At 62.4% G+C, this 16,309-nt stretch carries 15 protein-coding genes; 10 read left to right on the top strand and 5 right to left on the bottom strand.

What is annotated here, in order from left to right:
- The first annotated feature begins 328 nt into the window (after positions 1 to 328).
- The 8 genes from ACQRD3_RS12405 to ACQRD3_RS12370 all read left to right on the top strand — a co-directional run bounded on the left by ACQRD3_RS12405 (position 329) and on the right by ACQRD3_RS12370 (position 9,506).
- The gene (locus ACQRD3_RS12405; protein ID WP_427781608.1) at positions 329 to 1,612 is read left to right on the top strand and encodes a dihydroorotase; all 1,284 of its coding nucleotides are present in this window, start codon (positions 329 to 331) and stop codon (positions 1,610 to 1,612) included.
- Complete coding sequence (gene pyrF, locus ACQRD3_RS12400) at positions 1,613 to 2,536, top strand: orotidine-5'-phosphate decarboxylase (protein WP_080907039.1); 924 nt, start codon at positions 1,613 to 1,615, stop codon at positions 2,534 to 2,536.
- Between the two features lie 3 nt (positions 2,537 to 2,539).
- A complete protein-coding gene (locus ACQRD3_RS12395) occupies positions 2,540 to 2,998 on the top strand; it encodes a PF20097 family protein (protein ID WP_143476608.1) in 459 nt (152 codons plus the stop codon).
- A complete protein-coding gene (locus tag ACQRD3_RS12390; protein WP_427781607.1) occupies positions 2,995 to 3,807 on the top strand; it encodes a dihydroorotate dehydrogenase electron transfer subunit in 813 nt (270 codons plus the stop codon). Before ACQRD3_RS12395 ends, ACQRD3_RS12390 begins: the two co-directional genes overlap by 4 nt.
- The gene (locus ACQRD3_RS12385; RefSeq protein WP_080907037.1) at positions 3,800 to 4,711 is read left to right on the top strand and encodes a dihydroorotate dehydrogenase; all 912 of its coding nucleotides are present in this window, start codon (positions 3,800 to 3,802) and stop codon (positions 4,709 to 4,711) included. Before ACQRD3_RS12390 ends, ACQRD3_RS12385 begins: the two co-directional genes overlap by 8 nt.
- 39 nt (positions 4,712 to 4,750) lie before the next feature.
- Complete coding sequence (locus ACQRD3_RS12380; protein ID WP_427781606.1) at positions 4,751 to 5,887, top strand: GNAT family N-acetyltransferase; 1,137 nt, start codon at positions 4,751 to 4,753, stop codon at positions 5,885 to 5,887.
- Between the two features lie 232 nt (positions 5,888 to 6,119).
- Positions 6,120 to 7,916, top strand: a complete 1,797-nt coding sequence (locus ACQRD3_RS12375; protein ID WP_427781605.1) for a Na/Pi cotransporter family protein — start codon at positions 6,120 to 6,122, stop codon at positions 7,914 to 7,916.
- Between the two features lie 312 nt (positions 7,917 to 8,228).
- The gene (locus ACQRD3_RS12370) at positions 8,229 to 9,506 is read left to right on the top strand and encodes a cytochrome c biogenesis protein CcdA (protein WP_427781604.1); all 1,278 of its coding nucleotides are present in this window, start codon (positions 8,229 to 8,231) and stop codon (positions 9,504 to 9,506) included.
- Here ACQRD3_RS12370 and ACQRD3_RS12365 read toward each other — a convergent pair.
- Positions 9,469 to 10,347, bottom strand: coding sequence for a DMT family transporter (locus tag ACQRD3_RS12365; RefSeq protein ID WP_427781603.1), 879 nt, complete (start codon positions 10,345 to 10,347; stop codon positions 9,469 to 9,471). The two genes, ACQRD3_RS12370 and ACQRD3_RS12365, sit on opposite strands and share 38 nt — an antisense overlap.
- A 189-nt stretch (positions 10,348 to 10,536) precedes the next feature.
- Positions 10,537 to 10,779, bottom strand: coding sequence for a TIGR03905 family TSCPD domain-containing protein (locus tag ACQRD3_RS12360; RefSeq protein WP_080907032.1), 243 nt, complete (start codon positions 10,777 to 10,779; stop codon positions 10,537 to 10,539).
- A gap of 183 nt (positions 10,780 to 10,962) precedes the next feature.
- On the opposite strand from ACQRD3_RS12360, the gene ACQRD3_RS12355 reads away from it, so the two are divergent.
- Positions 10,963 to 12,249, top strand: a complete 1,287-nt coding sequence (locus ACQRD3_RS12355; RefSeq protein WP_427781602.1) for a cation:proton antiporter — start codon at positions 10,963 to 10,965, stop codon at positions 12,247 to 12,249.
- A gap of 16 nt (positions 12,250 to 12,265) precedes the next feature.
- On the opposite strand, the gene ACQRD3_RS12350 is transcribed toward ACQRD3_RS12355, so the two are convergent.
- The 3 genes from ACQRD3_RS12350 to ACQRD3_RS12340 form a co-directional block, all read right to left on the bottom strand.
- A complete protein-coding gene (locus ACQRD3_RS12350) occupies positions 12,266 to 13,396 on the bottom strand; it encodes a DUF4317 domain-containing protein (RefSeq protein ID WP_427781601.1) in 1,131 nt (376 codons plus the stop codon).
- Between the two features lie 114 nt (positions 13,397 to 13,510).
- On the bottom strand, positions 13,511 to 14,704 hold the full coding sequence (locus ACQRD3_RS12345) for a nucleoside recognition domain-containing protein (RefSeq protein ID WP_080907029.1): 1,194 nt from the start codon (positions 14,702 to 14,704) through the stop codon (positions 13,511 to 13,513).
- Positions 14,705 to 14,746: 42 nt separating this feature from the next.
- Positions 14,747 to 15,337: a TetR/AcrR family transcriptional regulator gene (locus ACQRD3_RS12340; protein WP_080907028.1), complete on the bottom strand. Its 591-nt coding sequence runs from the start codon at positions 15,335 to 15,337 to the stop codon at positions 14,747 to 14,749.
- Positions 15,338 to 15,460: 123 nt separating this feature from the next.
- Between ACQRD3_RS12340 and ACQRD3_RS12335 the strand changes: the two genes are divergently transcribed.
- Positions 15,461 to 16,309, top strand: an 849-nt coding sequence (locus ACQRD3_RS12335; protein ID WP_427781600.1) for a DegV family protein, incomplete at its 3' end; no start/stop codon positions are given.

The raw sequence follows: 16,309 nt of genomic DNA, 5'->3' as shown, positions 1-16,309 counted from the left end.
AGGTTTTCCATCACCTGCCCCACTGTCTTCATCGCCTTTCCGGCCGCCTTGCGCATCGGGGTCTTTTTCCGCGGGGCTATCGCCGCACCCAGCGCCGCGCCCGCCAGAACGCCCAGGCCCATGCCCTTGGCAAATTCGTGCTCCTTCATTCTTTTTCGCCTCTCTCTTTCTTTTAGTGAGCTATTGCTCCCACTTTTATTATTGCCCGAACCGGGAAAAAATCGTTGCTAAAAACCACATTCTCATTTATAATAAAAAAAGAAAGTCAGAGACGGGGCGGAGGCATGGGCCTCGGCCCCTTTTTGCGAAAACTGGAAGGAGTGGAGCCGTGAAACTACTCATTCGCCAGGGCCGTCTGGTGGACCCCGTGGGGGGCATCGGCGGTGTGCTGGACATTCTCATCGAAGACGGAAAAGTGGCGGTCATCGGCAGCGACATCCGGGAGCCCAGCGCCCGGGTCATCGACGCCAGTGGCCTCACCGTCTGCGCCGGGTTGGTGGACATGCACGTCCATTTGCGGGAACCCGGCTTCGAGTATAAGGAGACCATTGCCTCCGGCGCCCGGGCCGCCGCCGCCGGCGGCTTCACCGCAGTGGCCTGCATGCCCAACACCCGCCCCACCATCGACACCCCGGAGGGAGTGTCCTTTGTCAAGGAGCGTGCCGCTCTGGCCGGGGGGGCCCAGGTATGGCCCATCGCCGCCGTCTCCAAGGGGCAGAGAGGCCAGGAGGTCAACGACTACGAGGCACTCAAGGCCGCCGGGGCCGTGGCCCTGTCCGATGACGGCGTGCCGGTGCAGAACGCCAACCTCCTCCGGGACGCCATGATCCTGGCCCACCGCCAGGGACTCACGGTCCTGTCCCACTGCGAGGACGCCGACATGGTGCAGAATTTTGCCGTCAACGAAGGCCGGGTCTCCCGGCAGCTGCGCATCCCCGGCCGCCCTGCCATTGCCGAGGAGCTTCAGGTCATGCGGGACGCCATGCTGGCCGAGGAGACGGGGGCAGCCCTCCACATCTGCCACATCTCCACCGCCAAATCGGTGGCCATCGTCCGGCGCTTCAAGCGCAAGGGAGTGGCCATCACCTGCGAGACCTGCCCCCAGTACTTCACCTTCACGGAGGACGAGGTGCTCCGCCAGGGGGCGCTGGCCCGGGTCAATCCCCCCCTGCGCACCCCCGCCGACGTGGACGGCATTCTTGAAGGCTTGAAGGACGGCACCATCGACGCCATCGCCACCGACCACGCCCCCCACTCCGCCGAGGAGAAGGCCCGTCCTCTCACCGAAGCCCCCAGCGGCATGATCGGACTGGAGACCGCCCTGGCCGCCTCCCTCACCGCCCTCTATCACACCGGGGCAATGAGCCTGTCCGACATTCTGCGGCGGATGACCGTCAACCCCGCCTGCATCCTGCGGATGCCCGGCAAGGGCCGGCTGGCCATCGGCTCGGACGCCGATCTGGTCATCTTCGACCCGGACGAAGCGTGGACAGTGGATCCTGAGCGATTCCTCTCCCAGGCCAGAAATACCCCCTTCGCCGGAAAACAGCTCAAGGGAAAGGTGAAATACACCATCCTGGGCGGCGAAATCATTTATAAGGAGGAAGCATAAATGTCCTTCGACCATCTCCAAGACCTCATCAGGGCCAAGAAGAATCCCACGGTGGCAGGGCTGGACCCCAAACCGGAGTATGTGCCCCCTCATATGCTGAAAGCCAGTCTTGACCGGTACGGCGAGACCCTGGAGGGGGCCGCCGACGCCATCCTTCAGTTCAACAAGGGACTGATGGACGCGCTGGCCGACGTGGTCCCCGCCGTCAAGCCCCAGTCCGCCTACTACGAGCGGCTGGGCTGGCAGGGAATGCGTGTGCTGGACGAGACCATCCGCTACGCGAAAGAAAAGGGGCTGTTCGTCATCGCGGACGTCAAGCGCGGAGACATCGGCTCCACCGCCGAGGCGTACAGCGACGGCTGGATCGGCAGGACCCGGGTTGGGAATACCGACTGCGCCGCCTTCGACGCCGACTGCCTCACCATCAACGGCTATATGGGCTCCGATTCCGTCGGCCCCTTCCTGGACACCTGCCGTGCGGAGGACAAGTGCCTCTTCGCCCTGGTCAAGACCTCCAACCCCAGCTCCGGCGAGCTCCAGGACATGGTGGCGGGAGACCGGGTGGTCTATCAGGTGATGGGCGATCTGGTGCAGCGGCTGGGCCGGGACGAACTGGGCAAATACGGATACAGCCGGGCGGGTGCAGTGGTGGGCGCCACCTATCCCTCTGAGCTGCGGAACCTCCGCAAGCGGCTGGAGCACACATTTTTCCTGGTCCCCGGCTACGGGGCCCAGGGGGGCACCGCCCAGGACGTACAGAACGCCTTCGACAAATTCGGCCGGGGAGCCATCGTCAACGCCTCCCGCTCCATCATGTGCGCCTGGAAAAAGACCGGCCGGGACGGGCTGGACTACCAGGATGCCGCCCGGGCCGCCGCCGAGGCCATGCGGGACGACATCAAGCAGTACGTCACGGTGCTGTAAGCCATGAAATGTCCATTTTGCGGCGGTGAGATGACCGAGGGCGGGGTCGCCCTCCCCAGCGGCCGCGGCTTCACCAACACGGCACAGTGGATGCCGCCCGGCGAGAACGGGGAGCGCTGGGATTCGGCCCGGGCGGTGGCTCTGTCGGGCTTTCTGCCCGAGGACGGCGAGCCCCAGTCCCTGGGGGACATTCTTTTCGGCTTCTCCCCCGACGCCGTCGGCTGGTACTGCGACACCTGCCAAAAGGCGGTGGCCGTCTTTCAAAAGGACGTCCCCTACGATCCCTTCCCCGGCGTGCCCAATGGTCCCCTGCCCCCGGTCAGCGAACTGATGAAACGGGGCGCAAAGGCCCCGCCGGAGACGCCGTCTGAACCGGAGCCCGCGCCCGCGCCGAGAAAGGATCCCTGGGAAAAGGGCGGGCTGTTTCGCCGGAAGAAAAAGAAGCCTGACTGGGAGCTGTGATCCCGGACGAAAACCTCACGAAAGCGGTGATCTCTTTGCAAGTGGAAACCTCCTGCAAGATCGTGGAAAAAATCTGCCCCAACCCTCACGCCGTCCGGCTGACCCTGGAGGTGGGGGACATGGTGCGCACCTCCTACCGGGGCCCGGGGCAGTTTGTGCACATCAAGTGCGGGGAGGGCCGGCTCCTCCGCCGCCCCATCTCGGTGTGTGTCTGTTCCGAGGACGAGCCGAGCGACCTTTTGAGCGTCGTCTTTGAAATCCGCGGGGCAGGCACCGCCTGGCTGGCCGCGCGCCGGGAGGGGGAATCTCTGGATGTGCTGGGCCTTCTGGGCAATGGCTTTACCATGAGCCCCGAAGGGCGCTATCTCCTGGTGGGGGGCGGCATCGGCGTGCCCCCCATGTACGGCTGCGCCTTCTGCGGCGGGCAGTGCGACGCGATCCTGGGCTTCCGGGACGCCTCCCACGCCCTCCTCACGGAGGATTTTGAGGAGATCTGCACCACCGTGGCCATTGCCACCGAGGACGGCTCGCTGGGCAAAAAGGGCTTTGTCACCGGCCCGGCGGAGGCTCTGCTGACGAAAAACCGCTATGACGGCGTCCTCTGCTGCGGCCCCAGGCCCATGCTCAAGGCTGTGTCCGCCCTGGCCGCCCGGTACGGCGTCCCCTGCCAGGTCTCTCTGGAGGAGCGGATGGCCTGCGGCGTAGGGGCCTGTCTGGGCTGCGCCGTGTCCATGGCCGACGGCTCCATGAAGCACGTCTGCAAGGACGGCCCTATTTTCAACGCTTCGGAGGTGGACTGGAATGGCTGACATGCGGGTAAATCTGGCGGGAGTCGCGCTGAAGAACCCCGTCACCATGGCCTCCGGCACCTTCGGCTTCGGCCGGGAATACGGGCAGCTGTACGACATTGACCGGCTGGGGGGCATCAGCGTCAAGGGCCTGACGCCCCGCCTCCGGGCGGGCAACCCCTCCCCCCGGATCGCGGAGACCCCCATGGGGATGCTCAACTCTGTGGGCCTTCAAAACCCGGGCGTGGACGCCTTCATTGCCCACGAGCTGCCCGAACTGAAAAAACATGACCTGGCGATCATCGCCAACATCTCGGGCAGCACCCCCGAGGAGTACGGAGAGATGTGCGAGAAGCTCTCCGCCGCCGGGGTGGACATGATCGAGGTCAACATCTCCTGCCCCAACGTGAAGGCCGGCGGACTGGCCTACGGCACCCGGCCCGAGCTGGCCGCCGAGGTCACGGCAGTGGCCAAGGCCCACGCCGCCGTGCCCGTGATGGTGAAGCTCTCCCCCAACGTCACCGACATCACCGAGATCGCCCGGGCAGTGGAGGGGGCGGGAGCCGACGCCATCTCCCTCATCAACACTCTCCGGGGCATGGCCATCGATGTGAACACCCGCCGCCCCATTTTGAAAATGAATACCGGCGGACTCTCCGGCCCCGCCGTACTGCCGGTGGCGGTGCGGATGGTGTGGGAGGTCGCCGGCGCCGTCAAGGTGCCCATTCTGGGCATGGGGGGCATCTCCTCCGGCGCCGACGCCGCCCAGATGATGCTGGCGGGCGCCTCCGCCGTGGCAGTGGGAGCCGCCGCCTTTGCCGATCCCATGGCCCCTCTCCGGGTTCTGGAGGAGCTGGAGGCCATCTGCGACCGGCAGGGCCTGCACAGCGTCCGCGCGCTCACCGGGGCGGTACAGCCCTGGTAAGCCTCCGCCCAAATCGAACACAGAGAGGAACCTGACCCCATGACCCGAATCTATATCGTCCGCCACGCCGAGGCCGAGGGCAATCTCTACCGCCGGATCCACGGCTGGTATGACAGCCAGATCACCGAAAACGGCAAGCGGCAGATCGCCGCGCTGGAACACCGCTTCCAGTCCATCCCCGTGGACGCCGTCTACGCCAGCGACCTGCGCCGCACCCAGATCACCGCCCGGGCGGCGGCCCGGCCCAGGGGCCTGGAAGTACACATCGAGCCCGGCCTGCGGGAAATCGGCATGGGGGTCTATGAGGACCGCACCTTCGGCGATCTTCACTTCCACTTTCCGGAGGAGCAAAAGCGCTTCGTGACCTGCTCCCCCGACTGGGCCCCAGAGGGGGGCGAGACCTTCACCCAGGTGGGCGCGCGGGTCACCGACGCGGTGTTCCGCATCGCCCGGGCCCACCCGGATCAGACGGTGGCCGTCTTTACCCACGGCACCGCCATCCGCTGCCTCCAGTCCGCTCTGCGGAACAAGCATCCCTCCCAGACCCCCGAGCTGGGACACTGCGAAAACACCGGGGTCACCTGTCTGGAGTTTGAGGGAGATCAAGTCCGCATCCTCTTTGAAAACGACGCCTCCCACCTGCCCGAGGAGATCGCCACGGTGGCCCGTCAGCGCAGGGCCATGGAGCGGGGCGCGCCCCTGCTGGCGGCCTGGTTCCGTCCCCTGGACATGGATCGGGAGGCCCAGATCTACTACGAGGCCCGCAAGGATGCCTGGCAGGACATCCATGGCTCGATGGCGGATTTTGACGGCCCCGGCTTTCTGGCAGAGGCCCGGGAGCAGTGGCTGATCGACCGCCGGGCGGTGGAGTGCGTCATGGCCGGAGACCGGGTCATCGGCGTTTTACAGCTGGCCACCGATCGCTTTGCAGCGGAAAAAGTTGGGTACGTCCCCCTCGTTTATCTCCAGCCGGAGTACCGCCGCCGGGGGATCGGGGTGCAGCTCATCGGACAGGCCGTGTGCACCTACCGTGCCCTGGGCCGGGAGAGGCTTCGCCTGCGCTGTGCCCCCGACAATCTGTTGGCGCAGCGGTTTTATAAGCGGTACGGCTTTGTGCGCATCGGTCCGGCACCCGGAGCCCGGGTCCCGCTGGATCTTCTGGAAAAATCAATCTGACTCCACCGGGAGAGGCTTGTTCCTCTCCCGGTTTTTTGCCCGCAGATTCGACAAAAGCGTCGAATCTTCCCCCGCTTTTTTGGCCAAAACGTCAATCTTTTCGATTACCATCTTTTCGCCTGTTTACGAATCCTTTTGAGCCGTATATAATTACCCTGTCTTCGTTTGGTTTACGGTTTCTTTTCCCCGTCCATACATCATTTTGACGACAGTTGATTTTGGAGGCGCTCTTTTGGACAGTTCAAACGTAATCTCCATGTTGGGAGCCATCGCACTGTTCCTGTTCGGCATGTCCACCATGACCGACGGCCTGGAAAAGCTATCCAGCGGACGTTTGGAGAGTATTCTGGAAAAACTCACCAACAACGTATTCAAAGGGGTGCTCCTGGGCGCTCTGGTCACCGGACTCATCCAGAGCTCGGCTGCCACCACCGTCATGTGCGTGGGCTTTGTCAACGCCGGCATCATGCGGCTGGAGCAGACCGTGGGCATTATCATGGGTGCGAACATCGGCACCACCGTCACCGCCCAGCTTCTGCGCCTGGGCAACATCTCCTCAGACAACCCCGTGATGGCAGTCCTCAAGCCCTCCTTCCTGGGCCCTATCCTGGCCATTGTCGGCATCGTCTTTTACATGTTCATCAAGGGCGGTAAAAAGCAGAATGTCGGACAGATCGTCCTGGGCCTGGGCGTCCTCTTCATCGGCATGAACACCATGACCGCTGCGGTGGCCCCCCTGCAGGACATGCCGGAGTTTCAGTCCCTCTTCACCGCCTTCTCCAACCCCCTGCTGGGCGTGGCGGTGGGCGCGGCGGTCACGGCGCTCATCCAGAGCTCCTCCGCCTCCATGGGCATCCTGCAGGCCGTCAGCACCACTGGCGTGGTCCACTTCAACGTGGCCATCCCCCTCATCATGGGCCAGAATATCGGCACCACCGTCACCGCCCTGCTCTCCAGTGTGGGCGCCAGCAAAAACGCCAAGCGAACCGCCATGATCCACCTGTTCTTCAACATCCTGGGCACCGTCTTTTTCCTGGTGGTCCTCTATGCGGGCAACGCGGTTTTCCACTTCCCCTTCTGGACTTCCGTGATGAACATGGGCAGCATCGCCAACCTCCACCTGCTGTTCAACCTGGCCTGCACCGCGGTGATGCTGCCGCTCCGCAAACAGCTGGTTGCCCTGGTAGAGCACCTGGTGCCCGGAGACACCGAGACCCGCGAGGTCTCCGTCCTGGACGAGCGCTTCCTCGCCTCCCCCTCTCTGGCGCTGGAGCGGGCCCACGATGCCGTGATCCAGATGGGCCTCTACGCCCAGGAAAACTACCGCACCGCGGTGGAACTGCTGGAGCGCTACGATGTCAAAAAGCTGGAGCGCCTCAACGAGACTGAGATCGCGCTGGACAAGATGGAAAACGCGCTGGACAACTATCTGGTCAAGCTGACCGACCGCGCCCTCACGCCTCCGGAGAGCGTGAAGATCTCCGAACTGCTGCACACCCTGTCCGACTTCGAGCGGATCGGCGACTACTCAATCAACCTGGGCGAGTGCGCCACCGCCCTTCACAACAAGGGAATTTCCTTCTCCAACATCGCCAAGCGGGAGCTGAAAGCACTTACCGACGCGGTGGACGAGACCATTGAGAAGGCCCTGGCCTGCTACCGCGAGCGCTCCTACGCTCTCTCACTCCAGGTGGAGCCTCTGGAAGAGGTGGTGGACCTGATGCGGGACGACCTGCGGGCCCGCCACATCGAGCGGCTCAAGACCGGCTCCTGCACCATCGAACTGGGTACCCAGTTCCTGGAGCTGATCATCAATCTGGAGCGCATCTCCGACCACTGCTCCAACATCGCCATTGAGATCCTCCGCCAGACTGCTCCCAAGGGAGATCTGGTGCGCACCGACACCCACGCCTACACCCACGAGCTCCATCACGGCCACAATCAGGAGTTCGAGCAGATGTTTGCCGCCAGCAAGGCCAAATACTACGATCCTCTGATGAAGATCGAGCCCCCCGTGGGAGAGGGCTGATCCCCCTGTGATTTTCCTTTCCAAAAAGACGCTGCCGGGTCCGGCAGCGTCTTTTTTTCGCTTGCCGGACAGGGCTCGATTCCCGGGGAATAGCCGCCCCGTCCGTCATGGCCGAATTCTCAGGTGCATGTCCCCGGAGCTGACGGCGTTCCTCCTTGTTCCGGTGTCTGCAGACGCCGGAATTCTGCGCAGCAGAGGGAAACGGGGTCTTTTCCCTTTCTCCCCTTGACAAACAAGGGCGTCGATGGTACAGTAAGGGCACAAACTGTACTATATTTTATTACAGTTAATTTTTACACAGGAGGAGCCGATATGGGCTTTACACTCTCTGCCGGCGTCCCGGCACTAACCGTCTTTCTGCAGGGGCTGCTCAGCTTTTTCTCCCCCTGCGTCCTCCCGGTCGTCCCCCTCTACATCGGCTATCTGGCGGGCGGCGCCCAGGAGCGTCTGCCGGATGGCATCGTCCGCTATCCCCGCAAAAAAGTCCTGCTCCACACGCTGTTCTTCGTCCTGGGCGTCAGCTTCGCCTTTGTGGTCCTGGGGCTTGGTGTCTCCGCCCTGGGGCGCTTTTTCAGCGGGAACCGCGCCTGGCTGGCCCGGGTGGGCGGGATCGTCATCTTTCTTTTCGGCCTCTATCAGCTTGGCGTGTTCGGCTCCTCTCAGGTTTTGTCCCGGGAGCACCGCCTCCCCTTCCGGCTGGATCGCTGGGTCATGAATCCGTTCACCGCCCTGGTGCTGGGCTTTGTGTTCAGCTTCGCCTGGACGCCCTGCGTGGGTCCCGCCCTGACCAGCGTGCTGCTCATGGCCTCCTCCGCAGCCTCTTCCGCGGCCGGTTTCCTGCTCATCGGCGTCTACACCCTGGGCTTTGTTCTGCCCTTTCTGGCGGTGGGCCTCTTCACCGGAAGCGTTTTAAACTTCTTCAAGACCCATCAGGAGGTGCTCCGCTACACGGGGAAGCTGGGCGGTGCGCTGATGATCCTGATGGGCGTCATGATGTTCACCGGCTGGATGAACGGCCTCACCGGCTATCTCTCCTCCGCCGGAACCACCCCTGCCGTGCAGGCACAGGCCCCCGCCGAAAGCCCCGCTCCAGAGAGTGCCGCACCCGATGCCGTACCCGCGCCCGATTTCACCCTCACCGACCAGAATGGAGAGAGCCACACCCTGTCCGACTACCGGGGGAAAGTCGTCTTTTTGAACTTCTGGGCCACCTGGTGCGGTCCCTGCCGGCGGGAGATGCCGGACATCCAGAAGCTCTATGAATCCTATGGCGGCAATGCCGGAGAGGACCTGGTGGTACTGTCCGTCGCCAATCCCAAAACGGACGACCACCCCGGCAACAGTGACGGTTCCGTAGAGGAGGTCACCCTCTTTTTGGAAAACGGGGGTTACACCTACCCGGCCCTTATGGATACCACCGGCGCAGTGTTCGGCCAGTATGGCGTCTCTGCCTTCCCCACCACCTTCATGATCGACCGGGAGGGCAATCTCTTCGGCTATGTCTCCGGGGCGCTCAGCGTGGATATGATGGAGAACATCGTCCGGCAGACGCTCACCGGTGTTCCGCCCTCCCAGTCGGCAGCTCACTGATCGCCGCAGCCCCGATCACCAGCGCGCCCCCGACTCCCGCAGTCAGAGACAGCTGCTCCTTCAGCACCAGGGCCGACAGCACCACCGCCGTAATGGGGTCGATGTAGCTGAGCAGGGCGGCGGTCTGTGCGGGGAGGTTTCGGATACTGCCAAAATAGAGTGCGTAGGCAATGCCCGTATGGACCACCCCGGCCACAAGGAGCATGGCAAGCACAAACCAGCTGGTATCGAGGGCGGAGAGATCCTCTGTCATCAGGACATAGGGAAGAAGGGCCACTGCCGCCGCCCCCAGTTGGACCAGTGTTCTGTCCCCGGCGGACAGCCCCGTGATCTGCTTGTTGAGGAGGATGACCGCCGCATACGAAACAGCGGCCCCAAGGCCGAAGAGTACGCCGGTCAGGCCGGAAACGCCCGACTCCAGCACCCCCGAAACCAGTACCATTCCGCACACCGCCGCCGCGGCACACAGCCCCTTTTTTGCGGTCAGTGCCTCATGGAGGAAAATGGGGGCTGTCAGGATCACAAACACGGGGGCCATATAGTAGCAGACGGTGGCCACCGACACTGAGGTGTACCGGTAGGCCTCAAACAGCAGGATCCAGTTTGCGCCCAGCAAAACGCCGGACAGGCACAGCGGAACTGCATTCCTTTTCAGCTCCGCCGCCGCAAGCCGCTCTCCCCCGCACAGGCGCAGAGTCAGCAGGAACAGCATGCCGATCAGCCCCCGGGCGAGGGTGATCACGCTGGATGGATATGGGATATACCGTCTCACGATCCCAATGGTCCCGAACACACACATCGAGAGGATCAATTTCCACCGATCCGATATTTGCCGATTCATGTTCCTGCCCCGCCTTGCCGCGCCCCCGCCTGTCCCACCGGGAAAGAGGGCTGCGCCGATTTTTGCCTGAAAAATTGATTATATCATCCCGCACATCATCCGTAAAGCGCTCTCCCCCACACTTTTCCACACAAATAAGGGTGGACAGCATATGCTGTCCACCCCGTTCTTTTTCCGATCGGACCCGCTTCAGCGGGACTGCTTCAGCGCCTGAGCCAGCTGATCCGGGCAGGAAGTGGGTTTGAACCCGCATCGAATCCCCTCCAGCCGCGCGATCACGTCGTCCACCCGCATTCCCTCCACCAGCCTGCTGATCCCCTGGAGGTTCCCGTAGCAGCCGCCCTGGACCTCAAGCGACTTGACGATCCCGTTCTCCACTTCGATGCGCATCCGGCGGGAACAAACCCCTTTGGGCTGATAATCAATAGTCATTGCTCCGTTCCTCTCTTTTTGTTAAGGTACTTTATCTATAACATATCATTTTAAAAAAAGCAATCCTCTCTTCACAGTATGCCCGCCAAATATAGGCCTTTTCAGCGGCTTTTTTTCGTCACTTTCTTCTCTTGCCCCGGGCGAATGAAACGCCTAAAATAGAGCAGCTAAGGAGGTAACTTTATGGATTCCTATTGGTTTTTGATTCAACTTGCGGTCATCCTGCTGTGCACGAAGATCCTGGGCATCCTCACCAAACGGGCTTCTCTGCCCCAGGTGGTGGGCGCTCTGATCGCCGGCGTTCTGCTGGGCCCGGCGGGCTTCGGGCTGATCGGCCAGACCGACTTTCTCAACGAAGTGGCGGAGCTGGGCGTCATCGTGCTGATGTTCACCGCCGGAATGGAGACCGATCTGCACGGGCTCAAGCGCTCCGGAAAGGCCGCGTTCGTCATCGCCCTCATCGGTGTCCTGGTACCGTTGGTCATGGGCTTCGGGGCCGCCGCCCTCTTCAATCGCGGCGAGTTCCTGCAAAATGTCTTTATCGGCGTCATCCTCACCGCCACGTCTGTCAGCATCACGGTGGAGACCCTGAAGGAGCTGGGCAAGCTGTCCACCCGCTCGGGCAACGCCATCCTGGGCGCCGCCCTCATCGACGACGTCATGGGCATCGTGGCCCTGACCATCGTCACCTCGATGGCCGGCCAGGGCGGCAGCCTGGGCCTGGTCCTGGTGAAGATCGTTCTGTTCTTCGCGGTGAGCCTGGGGGTGGGGCTCCTGCTCCACAAGCTGGTCAACCACTGGTTCTCCCGTTGGGACACCGATAAGCGCCGTTTCCTCATCGTGGCTTTCTCGCTGTGCCTCATTTACGCCTATATATCCGAGGCATTTTTCGGTGTGGCCGACATCACGGGCGCCTATATCATGGGGGTTATCTTCGCCGGCACCCCCAAGGTGGCTTACCTGCAAAACCGCTTCGACACTCTCTCCTGCATGCTCCTCTCCCCCGTGTTCTTCGCCAGCATTGGATTGAAGGTGGAGCTGCCCCAGATGAGCCGCACCATCATTCTGTTCTCTCTGCTGCTCATTGCCGTGGCATTGGTCAGCAAGGTGATCGGCTGCGGCCTGGGCGCCAAACTCTGCGGATATTCCGGAAAGGACTCCCTCCGGGTAGGCGTGGGCATGGTCTCCCGCGGCGAGGTGGCCCTCATCGTGGCGAACAAGGGGATCTCCTCCGGACTGATGAAGGAGGAATTCTTCGGCCCGGTGGTCCTTGTAGTCATCGTCACCACCGTGGTCACCCCCATTCTGCTCAAGCTGGTCTACAAGAGCAAGGAGAAAGACTACTCCGACCTGGAAGAGAGCGCTCTGGTCAACCGCTACGAGGATCTGGCCGACTTCGACCGGGCCACCCAGATGCTGCTGGAAGACCACGACAATCTGCAGAGCCAGTTAAAAGACGAGAAAAAATAAAGGGCTTCTCCCCTTTTCAGGAGATCTGGATCTGGACGCCGTTGACCTCCACCCCCTCGTCCGCCCGGATGAGCAGGTACTTGATCCCGTCAATGACGCGTGCCTGGACCAGGTCCTCCCGCCCGGGGCTGACCTGGATGGTCACATCGGGGGTCCTGATCTCCGTGCGGCGGAGATCCACCAGATTTTGAGGGTTCAGCTCCCGCCCGTCTCCAAATTCGGCGGCGTAGCGGGCCTCAAAGGTCTCGGCATGCTCGCCGGACACCCCGCAGTCGGCCAGCACCCGCTTCACCACCCGCTGGGAGATCACCAGAGGCTCGGCCTCCTTGCTCTCCTTGTGGACCTCGATCATCTCCCGCAGCTTGCCGTGGACCCCCTGGACCACCTCCAGAGAACAGTCGTCGGAAAGGCTGTCGGCCAGAATGGACCGGAAGGTCTCCTTCTGTGCATCGGCAGGCATGGGCGGCTCCACCCGAAAAATGGCGTCCACAAAGGCCTGGTGGTTGGCAGCAGTGTCCCTGGAGTAATAAAGCGCCCCGTACAGGTCGGTGGAGCGGTCGTTGAAGGCCGGGAAAAGGAACCCTGCCTCCGGGGCCGACACCACCCAGTCGATGGGCAGATGGCCGAACCGGTTCTCGTTGGCCCGGTAGCTGAGCGCCGGCTTGGTCATCTTTACCGGGCAGATGGAGCAGAGGATGTAAGAAAAAGTCTCGCTCCCCGCATCCTCCTGCTTTTCCCCGTCGGAGGAGCGGAAGGGGACATCGTAGGCGTCCCGGGCCAGGAGGATGAGGTAGTTGCCCTCCACATCCATGGCGTCGATGGTCTTGCGGAAAAAGCGCTGCACCGCCTCTTCGTCGGCGAGAGCGGAATCCCGCAGTGCCATGAGCAGCCGGTGCTCGTCGCTGTCCACCACCTGCCGGGTTGCGAAGGAAATGTCCGTGAGATGTTTGCCGATCCCCCCCGAGAGCGTCTTGCGGAGGGTAGACAGGATCATGGTGCTGTCGTCCTCGCTCATCAGCCCCAGAGACTGGTCAAACTGGGAGATGATCTCCCGGTTTTCATTGACATAGCACCCACGCACGTGGGAAATATTGCTCTTGTCCGGCTTAAACCGGCGGCGGAGCTCCGCCGTTTCTTTTTCATTCATGGTATCCCCATCCCTGTTCCGAAATGGAAAGGCGGCCGAATGTCCGGCCGCCTTTCGTGTTTTACGGCGGTACGGCTCACCGCCGTGCTGCCGGTTCTTTTTGCGCCGCGGCTATTATAGCACACCGCTCCGCCGTTTTCCAGCGTTCCTCCGTCCTTTTTCGATCCCCAGGGCGGCCGCCAGGAAAAAGAGAAGGAAAACCACCCATGCAGCGGCGGTGGAGACAGTGAGAGCCGTGTAGAAATCCGTCCCCGCGATGCCCGCCACCTGCCGGGTAAGATAGGACGACACGGTGGCCTCCAGGGGAAAGAGGCGGAACACCAGGGCGGTAAGTGCGGCGGAGATCAGGCCGTGGAGCAGTTTTCCACCCACATAGGTGCGCACATTGAGCCCGCTCTCCCCCAAAAAGGAGAGCACCTGACAGTGTACCGAGATCCCCGCCCAGCCCAGCATAAAAGCAGCCATGGACAGCCTGCCGCCCAGAGATCCGTCTCCCGTGAGGGACCACACTCCGGAGGAGACCTCCAAAATACCGGTGAGCAGCCGCTCGGCCCAGAGGCGGCTGAATCCCAGCGGAGCCAAGAGCCGCCCCAGCAGCCCGGCCAGTGCCGGCAGGATTCCGGAGAGGAAGCCCATTCGGAGGATGACGGTAAAGCAGACCACGAAAGCACAGATATTGAGGGTGGAGGAGAGCGCGCCCTTCACCGCCTCGGTAAAGGCGGCGGCAAAGCGCTGGGCCCGGATGGGCGGACAGGATCTCTGTTTCCGGTTCTCCCGATCCCCCCAGCGGTAAAAGCGGAAGATCAGCCCCACGCACACCGACGCGGCGGCGTGGGTCAGGCAGAGGAGCAGACCCACCCGGCTGTCGGCAAAGATCCCCGCCCCCACCACACCCAGAATAAAGGCGGGTCCGGAGTTGTTGCAGAACGCCAACAGCCGCTCCGCCTCAGTCTTTGTGCACTGTCCGTTTTCATAAAGAGTGAGCGCGGCCCGGGCACCCACGGGATACCCTCCCACAAAGCCCAGCGCCAAAGCGGCGGCGCAGGGCCCGCTCACATGGAAAAGAGGCCGCATCACCGGTTCCAGCAGCCGTCCCAGGTAGCCCGCCAGCCCCAGAGAGATCACCAGTGAGGTGAGGATAAAAAAGGGGAACAGGGACGGGAGGATCACGTTGTAGCAGAGCTCCAGGCCGCTCTGCACCGCCGCCCCGATCTCCCTGGGCCAGCACACCAGCGCCAGGGCGCAGCACAGCAGCGCCGTCCCCACGCAGATTTCCCGCACACTCTCTTTGGACAGCAGACGTCCCATGAAATCACCCCCGCCTGTCAGCCTATGCGGCCGAAAATGGGGCTATGCCCGAAAAGCTCCTTCAAAAAGCTGATAATCCTGGGCCAGTTTGGGCCATAATTCATAAGAAGCCCGGTGGAGGACCCAGTCCACGACCACCCCCCGAAAATGGCGGAAAAAGAATTCCGCCGTCCACTCCGGAGAGTGGGCGGGTGATAGCTCCCCCGAGTCAGCCAGATCCCTCAGGCAGTCCAGCATGGCCCGGAGCGTGAACCGGCTGGGAGACATGGAGGCCGCGGCGGGATCGGCCAGGCGGCGGCCGTAATACCGGGCCACCGTCTCCCACCCCTGACTCTCCATGAATCGGGCATAACACTCCAGCAGAGCCTCCAGCCTCCGGATGGGCACCTCTCCGGCGTAAGCCGCCAGCGCCTGCTCCATGTAGACGTCCAGAGAGACAAAGCCCTGGTTGAGCAGATCCTCCTTGGAGGCAAAATGATGATAAAAGGCCCCTGTGGTCACGCCGGCCGCCCGGCAAATATCCCGGATCGTCACCTTGTCGAAGCCCTCTTTCCGCGTGAGCCGGGCGGCGGCATCGAGAATCGCCCGGCGGGTCTCCTCGGCCTGGAGTCTGCGGCGCTCCTGATAATTCATGGGCATTTTCCCTCCTTGACAGACGTTTTATGCCCGTCTATAATAATAACATAACAACGTTATGTGTTTTATATTTATTATACGGTGACGCCGGGAGGCTGTCAACCGATGGAGGAATTTCATTTGAACCCTGAAAAAATCGCCTTTCTGGTGGACTCCTGCGCCGATCTGGAGGAGCGACATCGGCAGGGCAGGCCCATCTATATGGTCCCCCTGCGCATTTCCTGCGTGGACGGCGAATTCCGGGACGGGGAGGACATCTCCGCCGGGGAGATCTACCGCCGCCTGGATCTGGGCCAGCTCCCCCGCACCTCTCTGCCCGATCTGCTCCGGGTGGCAGAAACCCTGGACCGCATCCGGGACGACGGCTATGAAAAAGTCATTGTGCTCCCCCTCTCCTCCGGCCTCTCCGGGACCTACAACATGGTGCGCCTTCAGTGCGTGAACCGTCAGGACCTGGAGGCTGTGGTCTTTGATACGCTCAGCGGTTCTCTGGGCATTGGCATGGTGGTCCTCCAGCTTTGGGAGGACATTCTGGACGGCATGAGCTGGGAGACCCTTGTCCGGGAACGGGTGCCATTCCTGCTGAAAAACACGTTCCCCTACTTCACGGTGGACACGCTGGAGTACCTCCAAAAGGGCGGGCGCATCGGCAAGGTGACCGCTCTGGCCGGAACGCTTTTGAACATCAAGCCCATCATCACCTTCGCGCCCGACGGCCAGCTCCAGAGCATCGCCAAGGTCCGGGGCCGCAGGCAGGCGATGGAAAAATTCATCTCCCTGGTGCGGGAGCATTTGGGAACACATCGGAAATTCAATCTGGCTGTGGCCAACGGAGGCGCCCAGATGGAGATGGAACAGATGAAGGCCGACCTGATGGCAACCATCCCCGGCTGTCAGCACATTTGGGACTCCCATTTGGATGCCACGCTCAGCGTTTATATCGGAAAAGGCGTGCTGGGCGCCGCTATC

It is taken from the genome of Candidatus Pseudoscillospira sp. SGI.172 (assembly GCF_050313575.1).
Lineage (GTDB): Bacteria > Bacillota > Clostridia > Oscillospirales > Oscillospiraceae > Vermiculatibacterium.
This window is presented reverse-complemented; position numbering and strand designations above follow the sequence as displayed.